The organism is Pseudoalteromonas sp. SG44-5, assembly GCF_014164175.1.
Taxonomy (GTDB): Bacteria; Pseudomonadota; Gammaproteobacteria; order Enterobacterales; family Alteromonadaceae; genus Pseudoalteromonas; species Pseudoalteromonas nigrifaciens.
Genome location: NZ_JACJES010000036.1, coordinates 1 through 14,100, shown reverse-complemented (window position 1 = coordinate 14,100; position 14,100 = coordinate 1). Strand labels below are relative to the sequence as shown.

Below are 14,100 nucleotides of genomic sequence, written 5' to 3'. Positions count from 1 at the left end.
GCCTAGAGCCTAGAGCCTAGAGTCAAAAAAAGCCGCGCTATGTAATTACATAGCGCGGCTTTTTAATGCCTATATAAATGTTCTGGGCTAATGCCCGGAAACTAAATTATAAGCTTTCTATTTTTGCTTTTTGCTCAAGTAGCTTCGTTTTAGCATCGCTAAACTCAGCTAGTTTGGCATTTTCTTTAGCAAGTACAGCTTCTGGTGCGTTGTTAACAAATTTTTCGTTAGCAAGTTTATTTTGCACTTGTGCTAGGCCTTTTTCGGCTTTTTCGAGTTGTTTATTAATACGTGAAAGCTCGGCTTCTACGTCAATTAAACCCGCCATTGGGATCATAATTTCAAGATTACCAACATAAGACGCTGCACACGCAGGCGCATCATCTTTATTTTCGAGCATGGTGAACTCTTCAATTTTTGCAAGTGATGCTAAAAATGAGTTGTTCTCCTCAATGCGGCGCACGTCGTCGCTCGAAGCATTTGCAAGTAATACGCTAAGCGGCTTACTTGGGCTAATGTCCATTTCACCACGAATGTTACGAATTGCTAAAATGAATTGTTTAACCCACTCTAAATCGTCCATTGCTTTGGCATCAACGCTAGCTGCATTATAAACAGGGAATGGTTGTACCATAATACTGGTGTTCTCTGTTTCAAGGCCTGCAAGTGGTGCTACACGTTGCCAAATAGTTTCGGTGATGTATGGCATCATTGGGTGCATTAAACGCAACAAGCTTTCAAGTACGGTAATTAGTGTATTACGTGTACCGCGTTGCTGTGCTTCACTGCCTTTAAATAATACCGGTTTAGTTAGTTCTAAGTACCAATCGCAAAATTGGTGCCAAGTAAACTCGTACAGGGTGTTAGCAGCTAAGTCAAAGCGGTAATTATCTAAATGCTCAGTATAACTTTTAACAGTTGACTCAAATTGGCCTAAAATCCAACGATCGGCTAACGACAACTCTTTTTGTGCATCGGTTGCAAAACCACAGTCTTGCTCTTCTGTGTTCATTAATACGTAACGACTCGCGTTCCATAGTTTGTTACAGAAGTTACGGTAGCCTTCAAGGCGGTTCATGTCCCAGTTAATATCGCGACCGGTAGAGGCCATTGCTGCAAGCGTAAAGCGAAGGGCATCGGTGCCGTGTGCTTCAATGCCGCCAGCGAATACTTTGCGGGTATCTTTTTCGATTTTAGCCGCTAATTTTGGCTGCATCATGTTACCAGTACGCTTTTGTACTAACTCTTCAAGTTCAATGCCGTCAATCATGTCTAGTGGGTCAAGTACGTTACCTTTTGACTTAGACATTTTATCGCCGTTGTCGTCACGTATTAAACCAGTTACATACACGGTTTTAAACGGCACTTGTGGTTTACCATTTTCGTCTTTTATAAAGTGCAGCGTCATCATGATCATACGCGCAACCCAGAAGAAAATAATATCAAAACCAGTTACCAGCACGTCAGACGGGTGGAAGGTTTTTAAATCATCAGTGTTTGCAGGCCAACCTTGAGTTGAGAACGTCCAAAGCGCTGATGAGAACCAGGTATCAAGTACGTCTTCGTCTTGGCTTAGTGTTACGCTGTCTGCAATGTTATTTTCGCGGCGTACTTCAGCTTCATCGCGACCAACAAATACGTTGCCTTCGCTGTCGTACCAAGCTGGAATGCGGTGGCCCCACCAAAGCTGGCGTGAAATACACCAATCTTGTACGTCGTTCATCCACGAAAAGTACATGTTTTCGTATTGTTTAGGTACAAATTGAATGTCGCCGTTTTTAACCGCTTCTTTAGCCGGCTCTGCAAGAGGTGCAACACGTACATACCATTGGTCGGTAAGCAGTGGCTCAATTACCACACCCGAGCGGTCGCCGTAAGGAACGGTTAAACCATGATCTTCAATTTTTTCAAGTAAGCCTAGTTCTTCAAATTCAGCTACAATCGCTTTACGCGCAGCAAAACGGTCAAGCCCGTGTAGGCGCTCAGGAATTGGTGCATCAAACTCAAGTTCTTTGCCATCAAAGCTGTAGGTTTCGCCTTGAGTAAGAATAGCGGCGTCTTTATCGAAAATGTTGATCATCGGCATTTTGTGACGCTTGCCTACTTCGTTATCGTTAAAGTCGTGCGCTGGGGTTATTTTTACACAGCCCGTACCTTTATCTTTATCGGCATGTTCATCGGCTACAATTTTAATACGGCGATTAACAATGGGTAATAAAATCTCTTTACCAATTAAATCTAAGTAGCGTTCGTCATCAGGGTTTACTGCAACACCTGAGTCGCCCAGCATAGTTTCTGGGCGGGTTGTTGCTACTACTATGTAGTCTTTACCATCTTGAGTTTTAACACCGTCGGCTAGTGGGTAACGTAAGTTCCACATGTGGCCTTGCTTGTCTTTGTTTTCAACTTCAAGATCAGAAATAGCAGTGTGTAATTTAGGATCCCAGTTTACTAGGCGTTTGCCACGGTAAATTAGGTTTTCTTTATGCAGGCGTACAAACACTTCTTTAACGGCTTCAGATAGGCCATCGTCCATGGTAAAACGTTCACGATCCCAATCAACCGATGCGCCAAGACGACGAAGTTGTTTAGTGATTGTGCCGCCAGATTCTTTTTTCCATTCCCAGATTTTATTAATAAAATCTTCGCGACCTAAATCGTGGCGTGTTTTGCCTTCCTCAGCATGCAGCTTACGCTCAACCAACATTTGCGTTGCAATACCTGCGTGGTCAGTACCTACTTGCCATAATGTGTTGTTACCTTGCATACGTTTAAAGCGCGTTAAGGTATCCATTATGGTGTCTTGGAAAGCGTGGCCCATGTGTAAGCTACCAGTGACATTTGGCGGCGGGATCATAATTGAATACGGGACGCCTTGGCCAGATGGTTTAAAGTAGCCTTTTTCTTCCCAGCCTTGGTATAGAGACTGTTCAATATCTTGCGGATTGTAGGTTTTATCCATTACACAGAACCTTAAATAAGTACTTAAATTAGTTGGTTAGCTATTTTACTAAAAGTGTTTTTAGTTATTAATATCTTGCGTGGTGATGTTGGCACCGAGTTGGCGTAGCTTTTTAAAACGCTCGCGAGCTGCTTGTTTAGCAACGGCTTCTACGGGTACAAAATCAAAAACTTGGTTAAAGCGGCGAATAAAATCCGGTAAGTTATTAGCCAAGTTAATTAAAACTTTACGATTGCCAACAGGGGGCGTAGTACCAATTTCTACCGGTGCGCCGCCTTTTGGGCCTTCACCTTGTAGGTTATGAGGTACAAAACTGTCGGGATCAAATGCCCAAAGTGTTTCATCAATGGCAAAGGCGGTATTTTCGTTATCTACACAAATAAATACACGTTGGCCAAGCCGATACTGATCAGCGGCAATTTGAGCCGCCAAAGCAAAATGATCATCAGGCTTAGCTAGCGACTCATCTTGTTGCTTTAGAACGAAAAATTGGGCGTTCATGTTCATTGTATCGGGGTTTCCCATGACATTGAATGTGTAGCTAGTTAATACACATAAATTAAGAGGCTGATTTTGCCATATAACGGGTTTTGCTTCAATTAATACCAAAATAAATAAGGCGCCAAACGGCGCCTTAATAAGTAGCTAAGCGGTATGCTTAATCTTGAGCAGCTTCGTTTACGCCGGCTCTGTTTAATAAATATTGAGTAAGCATAGGAACAGGGCGGCCTGTTGCGCCTTTTTTAGCGCCACTGCGCCATGCCGTGCCTGCAATATCTAAATGTGCCCAGTTGTACTTTTTAGTAAACTTAGATAAAAAACACGCTGCGGTAATAGTACCAGCTGCACGGCCCCCTAAGTTAGTAAAGTCGGCAAATGGGCTCTCTAGTTGATCTTGATAGTCGTCCCATAGCGGTAGTTGCCATGCACGGTCGCCACTTTGCTCCGATGCTTTTAACAACTCATGCGCGAGCGGATTATGGTTAGAGAGTAAACCGGTTGCATGTGCGCCTAGTGCTACAATACAAGCACCTGTTAATGTGGCTACATCAATAACGGTTTCTGGCTCAAAACGCTCTACATAGGTTAGTGCATCACATAATACTAAGCGCCCTTCGGCATCAGTATTTAATACTTCAACGGTTTGTCCCGACATAGTGGTTAAAATGTCACCTGGGCGATATGCATTTGGCCCCGGCATATTTTCGCAGCCGGCTAAAATACCAATCACGTTAATAGGTAACTGCATTTGTGCCAGTGCACGCATTGCACCAATAACACCTGCAGCACCGCCCATGTCGTATTTCATTTCGTCCATGCCTTCGCCAGGTTTTAATGAAATACCGCCCGAATCGAAGGTTAAGCCTTTACCAACTAATACGATAGGAGCTTGATCATCTGCGCCGCCTTTGTAGTTAATTACCGACATAACCGATTCGTTCACACTACCGCGACCAACAGCTAAGTAAGAGTTCATACCTAGCTCAGCCATTTGCTCTTCGCCGATTAGATCAACAGTAATGTTGTCAAAATTAGTTGCTAGCTGTTGTGCTTGCTCGCCTAAATACGCAGGGTTACAAATATTAGGTGGCATATTTGCTACGTCTTTACACAGCTTACTACCGGCAGCAATAGCTAAACCATGCTCAATAGCGCTTTCGCCTATAGTTAGCTCGCGACGCGTTGGAACATTAAACACCATTTTACGCAGTGGACGACGTGGGTCTACTGTTTTACTTTTTAGTTGATTAAAGGTGTATAAACAATCTTGGGTGGTTTCTACTGCTTGGCGCACTTTCCAGTAGGTATCGCGACCTTTAACGTGTTGCTCTGTTAAAAAGCATACCGCTTCCATAGAGCCGGTGTCGTTTAAGGTATTAATTGTTTTAGAAATAATTTGTTTATATTGCTTATCGTCAAGCTCGCGCTCTTTACCACACCCTACAAGCAATATGCGCTCGCTTAAGATGTTTGGTACATGATGCAATAATAAAACTTGGCCCGGCTTTCCTTCTAGGTCACCTCGGCGAAGTAAATTTGAGATATAACCATCACTGATTTTATCGAGTTGTTCACCAATGGGGGATAACCGACGAGGCTCGTATACACCAACTACAATACATGCGCTACGTTGTTTTTCTGGGCTACCACTTTTTACGTTAAATTCCATTGTCACTCCTGATTTTGAGTCATCTTTAGAAGCTAAGCAGAAACTAAAAATATTTTTAGTCTTATATACCTAAATTATTTAGGTGTAGCTCTAATCTTAGCTGATTTTGCCCGACTCTTACTGTGTAATTGAACTTTATCTGCTTAAGGGTCACTAATGCAACATTATATCGTGTTGTTAGGTAGGATAATTAATTTTCATGGCTTATAATATTAGATCTATACTCGGCAACGCTGAGTAAAATCATGACTAACTATAAACTTTCACTATTGCAGTGACACACCATGTTTAACAGGGGCGACTATTGCTTATTTTTCGTTATTTGACTGCTGAGGTTTTAAAATCGCAGGTCGCCGTATTTTTAACTTTGATGACCATTTTTTTGTCGCAAAAGTTAGTTAGTATTTTAGGCGATGCCTCTGAGGGTAGTATTCCTGCTAAATTAGTGCTATCGATGATCGCACTTAAATTGCCACAGTTAGCCTCGTTAATTTTACCATTGAGTATATTTTTAGGCATAATTTTGGCCTACAGCCGTATCTACGCCGATAGCGAAATGACCGTACTTAAAGCCTGTGGTGTAAGTGAATGGTATGTGGTTAGAGTGACGCTTATATCAAGTGTGGGGTTGGCTATTTTAGCCGCCGCGCTCACTATGCATGTTGCCCCTTGGGCAAGCGAGCAAGAGTATCAATTAAAAGAGCAAGCTAAAGCCGATGCGGGATTATCTGCATTAAGGGCAGGTCGCTTTCAGCAAACCGGTAACGAAAAAGCCGTGGTGTTTATTCATAACATTGAAAACGGTGGAAAAGAGCTTAATAAAGTATTTGTAGCGCAACTCCCCGATAGCGAAAAAGACAACCTTGCACGCCTAGTTTATGCAGAGCAAGGAGTTGTAATTGAAGCGCAAAATGGCGAACAACAACTCGTTCTTAGCGACGGCAAACGCTATGAAACTGATGGCTTAACGCCAGCGCTCAATTTAACCGAGTTTGACGGTTATAGTGTACAAATACGTGAGCAAGAAATAGAGCACCAACGCCGTAAATTAGAAGCAATTCCTACTAATCAATTGTTGGCACTTAACACTCCAGAGGCAACCGCGCAGTGGCAATGGCGTATTGCTATACCGCTTTCTATTCCACTGCTGACACTATTAGCAGTACCGTTAAGTGTGGTTAATCCACGCCAAGGTAAATTTGCTAAGTTAGTGCCGGCAATTAGCTTGTACTTAGGTTATTTTATTTTACTTAACGCTGCTAAATTTGCTGTTGAAGATGGCAAAATACCTCCCTCTATTGGCCTTTGGTGGATTCACTTAAGTGCCTTATTTATTGGCGGACTATTAATAATTAAAGGGCGACCACTTGGCGCTTGGCTTAAAGCGGTAATTACTAAGCGGGAGTTGGGCGCATGATGAAAACCCTTGATTGGTATTTAGGTCGCAGCATTTTACAAACCACCGGCTTTGCATTATTGGTACTGGTAGGCATTAGCACCTTAATTAAATTTATCGACCAGTTAAAGTCAGTTGGCCGTGGTAGTTACGATTTAATGACCGCGATGCTCTACACGCTTTACACAATACCGGGCGATTTAGTGGTGTTTTTTCCGATGGCCGCGCTCATTGGTGGCTTAACTGGGTTAGGAGCGCTTGCCTCAAACAGCGAGCTGGTGGTAATGCACGCTGCAGGTATGTCGCGCTTACAAATTATAAGCTCGGTAATGAAAACCGCCGTATTTATGGCGCTATGTATGATGGCATTAGGCGAGTGGGGAGTACCCGAGGCGCAATTACAAGCTAAAGAAATGCGTAACCAGGCAATTCATGGTGGCGATGTTTTTAATGCGCAAAAAGGCGTATGGGCAAAAGACGGCAATAACTTTATAAATATAGAAGATGTAGATCAAAATGGTAAATTAAATGGTGTACATATGTACCACTTTGATCAGTCGCTATCGCTTACACAAATAACGAAGGCAAAAGATGCGCTAAGTCGCGAAAACGGCTGGTTACTGCGCGGCGTCAATAAAGTAAAAATAAGTGATGAGCTTATTACCACAGAGCAAGTGCCTGAGGAGTTTTACCCATCACAACTTACTGCTGAAAAGCTGGGTGTGGTATCGGTTAAACCTGAGTCGCTGTCGTTTACTGGGTTATGGTCTTACTTAGACTATTTAGAGCAAAACGATCAAGATACCAGCACCTATGAACTCGCGCTTTGGCGCAAACTTATGCAGCCAATATCTATCGCTGTAATGTTGCTAGTTGCACTGTCGTTTATATTTGGCCCGTTGCGTACCGTCACTATGGGTGCACGTATTATAATGGGCGTAGTTACGGGTATAGTGTTTCATCTAACTAACGAAATATTTGGTCCTGTGGTTATGGTGTATCAAATACCTGCGTTTATTGGCGCTGTAGTGCCTAGCATTATATTCACCGGTTTTGCTGCTTACTTAATGAATAAACGCGCATAAAACTAGTTATAAAAAGGTAGTTACAAAAATACCTTGAAACAAAAAAAGCGTGGCTACTTTATAAAAGTGCCACGCTTTTTTGTGCTTATAAATTACAGTGTATTACTTTTAATTAATCAAGCTCACGGTAAATACGCTTGTTTTCTTCTTTGGTGAGTGCAATAACTTCGGTTTTAGAAAGGTAATCTTGCAAAGCTTTTTTATTTTTAAAATCAACCAATACCACTAAATTACCTAAACCAAGTAATGCACTAACACTGCGAACAATTGCTTGCGGCCAGCTAATAAGTTGCCCATCTAGAGTTTGTACTTTTAAGCGCCATGCGCGCATGCCAATGGTTTGCCCGCTTTTAGTCCAAAAATAAGCAAAAAAGAATACGTTTACTCCAACAAACAACGCGCTTCTAATACCAGAGAGTAACGTGGAGTCTTGTATTAAAGCAGCAGGATCGTCAGTTTTAACTATCATATCTAAAGACGTTAGTAGCTGAATGACTGCAAAGTAGAGTATGGCAGTAAGCATAGATAAAGAAATTACGACCAAGGCATCATAAATTAACGACGCCAAACGACGCCAAAAGCCAGCTCGTGGAAATTCATTCAACATAAATATACTCTCACTATTAATATGCGCGCTAGTTTAGCAAATAGGCTGGTAAATACTACCTCTTCAGTAAGGCATTAAAGCGCTGCGCAGAGTTAAATGTTAATGGTTGCTTAATTGTTAAGCGGTTGATTGTACTTATGTCATAAAACGCTTGCCGCTACCTTTATTGATTGTATAATGCTTAGCATAGAGACAAAGGCAGTTTTATAAACCTAAGCTCTAAAGTGGTTTTTCTTTATCTTCTGGTATTTAGAAGGTTAAAGAAAAATTATGCCAGCGTGATGAAATTGGTATACATGGGGGATTCAAAATCCCCTGCCGAAAGGCGTGCCGGTTCGAGTCCGGCCGCTGGTACCACTTTTTATAGCCCCGATCAAATTGGTCGGGGTTTTTTTATGCCTACAGAAAAGTGCAAACGGACACAACCCACCGGACTCGAGCGGCACGCGGGAGTGCCGCTGTTATAAGTTAAAGTCCGGCCGCTGGTACCACTTTTTATAGCCCCGATCAAATTGGTCGGGGTTTTTTTATGCCTACAGAAAAGTGCAAACGGACACAACCCGCCGTACGCGAGTAGCACGCGGGAGTGCCGCTGTTATAAGTTAAAGTCCGGCCGCTGGTACCACTTTTTATAGCCCCGATCAAATTGGTCAGGGTTTTTTTATGCCTACGAAAAGTGCAATCGGACACAACCCGCCGGACTCGAGCGGCACGCGGGAGTGCCGCTGTTATAAGTTAAGGTCCGGCCGCTGGTACCACTTTTTATAGCCCCGATCAAATTGGTCGGGGTTTTTTTATGCCTACAGAAAAGTGTAAACGGACACAACCCGCCGGACTCGAGCGGCACGCGGGAGTGCCGCTGTTATAAGTTAAGGTCCGGCCGCTGGTACCACTTTTTATAGCCCCGATCAAATTGGTCGGGGTTTTTTTATGCCTACGAAAAGTGCAATCGGACACAACCCGCCGGACTCGAGCGGCACGCGGGAGTGCCGCTGTTATAAGTTAAGGTCCGGCCGCTGGGTGAGAGTGAACCGAAACGCAGTTTCGCAGTGACTCGAAGTGAGTTCATGGATGAGTGATGGGTACTGCTTCAGGGATGAATTATTAGAGCTGGTATCAATCTTACTTTTTATGGCTCTAGAAGTAACAATGGACGTAAACTGTCACTTGGAATGGCGTGGTAATAAGGTTATCTAATTAACAAGGCCTCTTGATAAAGAGGCCTTGTTAATTTTGCAAAAAACAGTAGAAATTAAGCTACTTGTAAATGCTGCTTACTTTGACTTTTAACAAAGAGCAAACAGCCAGCTAAAACTAATAAAGGGAATAGCGGGTCATAAATACTACCATGGCTACCAAAGAACAGATTCAAAATCATGATAAGTGATCCACCTATAGCCCAAGCAATAGTCGTTGGCACTGTCCAAATAACAAGTTGCTTTTTAACTTCAGTGACGCCCATTAAGCGGTTAACAATGTGAAATAAGCTATCGTTAAAGTAGCCCGCAAATAAACTACCCATAGTTGCTGCTGATGCTGCGAATAACATATTTACTCCATCCATTTCGAGCAGTACTGGCGCAGATATTGACGCTGCAGTAATCATTGAAACGGTACCACTGCCTTGAATAATTCGCACCAACGTAGCAATAATAAATGGGATCATTATTGGTGATATTGATAACTCAATAATTTGGTTGGCAATTTCAGCACCTGCACCTGATGCGCGTAATACTGCGCCCAATGCGCCACCGGCACCGGTTACAAGTAAAATAATACCGCAAGTCGTAATGCCTTCTTCTAGTTTAGTTGTTGTTGTTTCTTTATCCAAATGAGGCGTTAATGTATAGACAGCTAATAAAGTACTTATTGAAAGTGCGATGATAGGATGGCCAAGAAAGTTAAAAACAGCACCAAAAGTACTGGCCGATAGCCCGTCCATACCAAATTGCTTTTCAGCAAGGCCCATAAGCGATTTCACTAAAATTAATACAATTGGCACTACAATAGGCATAATTGACTTGGTTAGTGAAGGGAGGTTTTTAGCTTCTTTTGTTGCCATGTAGTCATTGTGAACTTGCTTAGCAGCATCACCTGTGTGGCTTACCGTTGGGATAGCAATGAACTCCGGGAAGTGCTTTTCTAGCCAGCGTGAGTATAGAATAATACCGTATACGCAAGGAGCGGCAATCAAAAGTCCAAAACCTAACATTGAAGCTAAATCGACACCAAATATACTCGCTACACCTAAAGGGCCAGGTGTTGGTGGGATACAGTGGTGGGCAACAACTAAGCCACCCGCCAGCGATACTGTTAAGGTTAAAATAGAGCGATTTGACGTTCTTGCTAACGATTTAGCTATAGGGTAAAGAATAATAAGTGCACTATCAACAAACACAGGAATACTTACAATATAACCAGTTACGGCCAGTGCGGTTTCTTCTTTTTTCTTACCTAGCCACTTAATAAAGTTGTAGGCTATTGATTCACCAGCGCCAGAGGCTTCTAAAATAGCCCCCATCATTACACCTAAACCGATAACAATACCGATGCCACCTAAAGTGCCACCAAAGCCATCACTTATGGCTGCCATAGTTTCGTTTACACTTAAACCGCCAATTAAACCAGCCAAACAGGCAGCTGCAAGCATAGCAATGAAAACGTGTACTCTGGTTCTTAATACTAAAAATATTAACACAAATACGGCTATTATTAAGCCGATTACAGATATTGGTAACATACGTGAGACCTCTTTGTTATTAAGTAATAGGTTTACTTTATTTTTGGGTGTCTAAGTAAGCATTTAAAATAGAGTTAAAGTCTTTATCTTTAACAAATCCTATTGCTAGTTCTTTTTCGTTATTCATTGACTGTGGCCAACTAGAAACAATACGTTCTACATTTTCATCTTTTTCGTAACTAATGAGCTCTAAAACGGGCTCGCCTTTTATTTTAACTAAGCATTCGATCATTTCTTTTGGTGATGTTTTTAATCCAGGTAAATTTACAGTGCGAAAGCCTTTTAACAGTTTTGTGTCGAGCTGACTTGCATGAATAATATTTTTAATCACGCTGTTAGGACTAGATACCCATAAAGGTAACTCAACATCAACAGGACAGTTTGACGCTTGCTGTTTAAGTGGTTCGCGTATCATGCCACTGACAAAAGAAGAGGCCGCTTTATTAGGTACGCCTGGGCGAATACAAATAGTAGGCAGACGAACCGTAACTGCATCAACAAAGCCTTTTCTGGCGTAATCGTTGACGAGTAACTCACAAATCGCTTTTTGTGTACCGTACGAAGAACTAGGTTGCATAGCCGTCATGTAATCAATTTGTTCTGGAAGCTCCCCACCAAACACAGCAAGTGAGCTTGAAAAAACAAGACGAATATTAGGGTTAGCTTGGCGACAGCACTCGAGTAAAATTTGTGTGGCTTTTAAATTAACCAGCATGCCTAACTCAAAATCTTCCTCTGCATGGCTTGAAACAATTGCAGCTAAATGGAACACGTGAGTAGTTTGTTCATCGATGATTTTTTCTATATCTTCTTTAACGGTAATATCAGCAACGATAGAGTGAACTTTATTATTGGTAATTAAATTGCTGTCTAATTTAATACGGTCTACTACTTTAATTGTTTCAATTTGAGGAAACTGTTGTAGCAAGTTATTTAGTAGCTCTGAGCCTAAAAAACCAGCACCACCGGTGATAATAATATTCATGTAAATACCTTTGTATGTTTATTAACTGTGTTATTTATTATTGATAAATAGTGCTTATAAGTGGGGCTTTAGCCACTCAAGGCCATCTTCAGTGTTGTTTTTAGGGTTGTATTCGCAGCCGATCCAGCCTTTATAACCAGATTCGTCTAGTACATTAAATATATGTGGGTAATTAATTTCCCCTTCAGAGGGCTCATGGCGTGCTGGTACAGAGGCAATTTGAATATGCCCTGTCACCGAGGCGAGATCATTAATTAGGTGGGTCAGATCACCATCCATTATTGCAGCATGATAAATATCTAGTTGCAGCTTCACATTTGGACGGTCAATTAATTTAATTAACTCAGCAGCTTCTCGTTGGTGAGCAATAAAATAATGAGGTACATCTCGGTTATTTAATGGCTCTATCATCAGTTCAATATCATGTTTTGCAAACGCATCAGCGGCATAGCGAATGTTTTTAATAAATGTGTCAACATGCTGCTCACGGCTAAATTGAGCGTTTACAATACCAGCCATAGCATGTACTTTTTTACAGTTTAATGCGGCGGCGTAGTCGAGCGCGATTGCAACACTTTGCTTAAACTCTTGTTCACGCCCGGGGATGGCTGCAAAGCCACGCTCACCAGCATCCCAATCGCCCGCTGGCATATTAAATAAAGCTTGCTCTAATCCAAATTGCTGTAATTTATCTGCTAATACTTGTGCTTCAAAAGCATACGGGAAAAGGTATTCAACGGCTTTAAAGCCTGCTTTGTGTGCGCGTTCAAAGCGTTCAAGGAATGCGACTTCACTAAAAAGCATAGTTAGATTTGCTGCAAATTGAGCCATTATTTTCCTCTCCCTTTTAAATCAGTTACTTCTGAGTCGGTTAGGTAACGTGTTGCTTTACCTTGTAATAAAAATGCTAGCTTAGCGGTTTCTTCTAATTCTTCTGCGTTATCTACGGCATCTAAAAAATCACTACCAGTAATGATAGGGCCATGATTAGAAAGTAAAAATGCCCGATATTTCCCTGCTAACTGGGCTAAATCTTTAGCTATTTGCGGATCGCCCGGGCGGTAATAAGGCACCACAGGTAACTCACCAACGCGCATTACGTAATAAGGTGTAAATGCCTTTATTGCATTGTTAGGATCTAAGTTTTCAAGGCAAGATAACGCGGTTAAGTACGTTGAATGTAGGTGTACAATTGCATTGCAGTTAGGGTCTTTATCGTAAATAGCTAAGTGAAAAGACACCTCTTTAGAGGGGGGCTTACCTGTAAGGTGTTTTCCGTCTTTATCAACTACAGAGAGCTCTTCGGCGACCAAACGACCAAATGAAGATCCTGTCGGGGTTGTTAAAAAATGGCCATTAGATAACTTTACCGAAAGATTACCGGCACCACCTGTGGCATACCCACGTTCAAACATTGAACGCGCAAGCTCTACTACTTGCAGCCTTAATTGTGCTTCATTCATTTAAAATACTCCTGAGCTTGGGTAAAGAAAGGTTCAGCGCCAAAGTTTCCAGATTTTAATGCCAAGGAAATATCGCTATTAATGCCCTTTACCCATGGCACACCTGGGCTAATTTGAGGGCCGATATGAAAGCCATCAAGCTGCAAACTTTGGGTAACAACGCCAGATGTTTCGCCACCGGCAACAATGAAATTGCGCACACCATATTCTTTAAGTTTAATGGTTAATTGACTAAAGAGGTTTTCAACTGCTTGGCTGGAAATATCAGCACCATACTTTTTATGCGTTGCTTGTAATGCATTAACATCCGCAGTGGCATAAATTAAGGGGGCGAATGGGGTATTCAAGTTGTTAATCACCCAGTCAAATACTTGGTTGCTATAATTATCTAAGTTTAAGCAATGGTCGATATCGAGCGCGAAGTGAGGAGCTTTAGTTTTATAAGCTGCAACTTGTTTATTGGTCATTAACGAGCACGAACCCGATAATATGACGGTGGCTGCTTTGGTTGGGTAGCCCGCTTTTTTGGCTTCGCCTTGATCTTGTAGTTGCTGCTGCCAGTTTTTAGCAATGCCCGCTGCCAATCCAGAGCCGCCAGTAATTAACTTTAGCGACTTAGCCGCTTTGCCTAGGGTTGCTAAATGTGCACTATTAAAGGCATCAACCACAGCGTAGCGTTTACCTGCACTTTG

11 protein-coding genes and 1 tRNA gene are annotated in these 14,100 nt (G+C 42.1%); 3 read left to right on the top strand and 9 right to left on the bottom strand.

Translation table 11 applies throughout. The features are described 5' to 3' along the window. Positions 1-106: 106 nt before the first annotated feature. From H5079_RS17605 to pepA, 3 genes are all read right to left on the bottom strand, one after another. Entirely contained in the window at positions 107-2,962 is a 2,856-nt protein-coding gene (locus H5079_RS17605; protein WP_182684578.1) for a valine--tRNA ligase, read from the bottom strand. Between the two features lie 60 nt (positions 2,963-3,022). After that, positions 3,023-3,469, bottom strand: coding sequence for a DNA polymerase III subunit chi (locus H5079_RS17600; RefSeq protein ID WP_058374054.1), 447 nt, complete (start codon positions 3,467-3,469; stop codon positions 3,023-3,025). Positions 3,470-3,620: 151 nt separating this feature from the next. Further along, positions 3,621-5,132 carry a leucyl aminopeptidase gene (gene pepA, locus H5079_RS17595; protein WP_011329073.1) on the bottom strand — a complete coding sequence of 504 codons (1,512 nt, stop codon included), beginning with the start codon at positions 5,130-5,132 and terminating at the stop codon, positions 3,621-3,623. A 304-nt stretch (positions 5,133-5,436) separates the two neighbouring features. Here pepA and lptF point away from each other — a divergent pair, with 304 nt between their 5' ends. Continuing rightward, positions 5,437-6,549, top strand: a complete 1,113-nt coding sequence (lptF, locus tag H5079_RS17590; protein WP_011329072.1) for an LPS export ABC transporter permease LptF — start codon at positions 5,437-5,439, stop codon at positions 6,547-6,549. Further along, a complete protein-coding gene (lptG, locus tag H5079_RS17585; protein ID WP_089368699.1) occupies positions 6,546-7,613 on the top strand; it encodes an LPS export ABC transporter permease LptG in 1,068 nt (355 codons plus the stop codon). Before lptF ends, lptG begins: the two co-directional genes overlap by 4 nt. A 112-nt stretch (positions 7,614-7,725) precedes the next feature. Here lptG and H5079_RS17580 read toward each other — a convergent pair whose 3' ends face one another. Continuing rightward, positions 7,726-8,220, bottom strand: a complete 495-nt coding sequence (locus tag H5079_RS17580; protein WP_182684577.1) for an RDD family protein — start codon at positions 8,218-8,220, stop codon at positions 7,726-7,728. A gap of 272 nt (positions 8,221-8,492) precedes the next feature. Between H5079_RS17580 and H5079_RS17575 the strand changes: the two genes are divergently transcribed. Then, positions 8,493-8,577, top strand: a tRNA-Leu gene (locus H5079_RS17575). 895 nt (positions 8,578-9,472) lie between these two features. Here H5079_RS17575 and H5079_RS17570 read toward each other — a convergent pair. The 5 genes from H5079_RS17570 to H5079_RS17550 form a co-directional block, all read right to left on the bottom strand. Next, complete coding sequence (locus tag H5079_RS17570; RefSeq protein ID WP_182684576.1) at positions 9,473-10,960, bottom strand: GntP family permease; 1,488 nt, start codon at positions 10,958-10,960, stop codon at positions 9,473-9,475. Positions 10,961-10,997: 37 nt separating this feature from the next. Then, positions 10,998-11,945: a D-erythronate dehydrogenase gene (denD, locus tag H5079_RS17565; RefSeq protein WP_182684575.1), complete on the bottom strand. Its 948-nt coding sequence runs from the start codon at positions 11,943-11,945 to the stop codon at positions 10,998-11,000. A gap of 54 nt (positions 11,946-11,999) precedes the next feature. Then, the gene (gene otnI, locus H5079_RS17560; RefSeq protein WP_182684574.1) at positions 12,000-12,776 is read right to left on the bottom strand and encodes a 2-oxo-tetronate isomerase; all 777 of its coding nucleotides are present in this window, start codon (positions 12,774-12,776) and stop codon (positions 12,000-12,002) included. Beyond that, complete coding sequence (locus H5079_RS17555) at positions 12,776-13,408, bottom strand: aldolase (protein ID WP_182684573.1); 633 nt, start codon at positions 13,406-13,408, stop codon at positions 12,776-12,778. The genes otnI and H5079_RS17555 overlap by 1 nt, the downstream gene beginning before the upstream one ends. Then, positions 13,405-14,100, bottom strand: a 696-nt coding sequence (locus H5079_RS17550; protein WP_182684572.1) for a four-carbon acid sugar kinase family protein, incomplete at its 5' end; no start/stop codon positions are given. The genes H5079_RS17550 and H5079_RS17555, both read right to left, overlap by 4 nt.

Coding starts and splice junctions, on each gene's coding strand:
- pepA (WP_011329073.1), bottom strand. CDS start 5,132: ATGGAATTTAACGTAAAAAGTGGTAGCCCAGAAAAACAACGTAGCGCA.
- H5079_RS17605 (WP_182684578.1), bottom strand. CDS start 2,962: ATGGATAAAACCTACAATCCGCAAGATATTGAACAGTCTCTATACCAA.
- denD (WP_182684575.1), bottom strand. CDS start 11,945: ATGAATATTATTATCACCGGTGGTGCTGGTTTTTTAGGCTCAGAGCTA.
- H5079_RS17580 (WP_182684577.1), bottom strand. CDS start 8,220: ATGTTGAATGAATTTCCACGAGCTGGCTTTTGGCGTCGTTTGGCGTCG.
- otnI (WP_182684574.1), bottom strand. CDS start 12,776: ATGGCTCAATTTGCAGCAAATCTAACTATGCTTTTTAGTGAAGTCGCA.
- H5079_RS17570 (WP_182684576.1), bottom strand. CDS start 10,960: ATGTTACCAATATCTGTAATCGGCTTAATAATAGCCGTATTTGTGTTA.
- lptG (WP_089368699.1), top strand. CDS start 6,546: ATGATGAAAACCCTTGATTGGTATTTAGGTCGCAGCATTTTACAAACC.
- H5079_RS17600 (WP_058374054.1), bottom strand. CDS start 3,469: ATGAACATGAACGCCCAATTTTTCGTTCTAAAGCAACAAGATGAGTCG.
- H5079_RS17555 (WP_182684573.1), bottom strand. CDS start 13,408: ATGAATGAAGCACAATTAAGGCTGCAAGTAGTAGAGCTTGCGCGTTCA.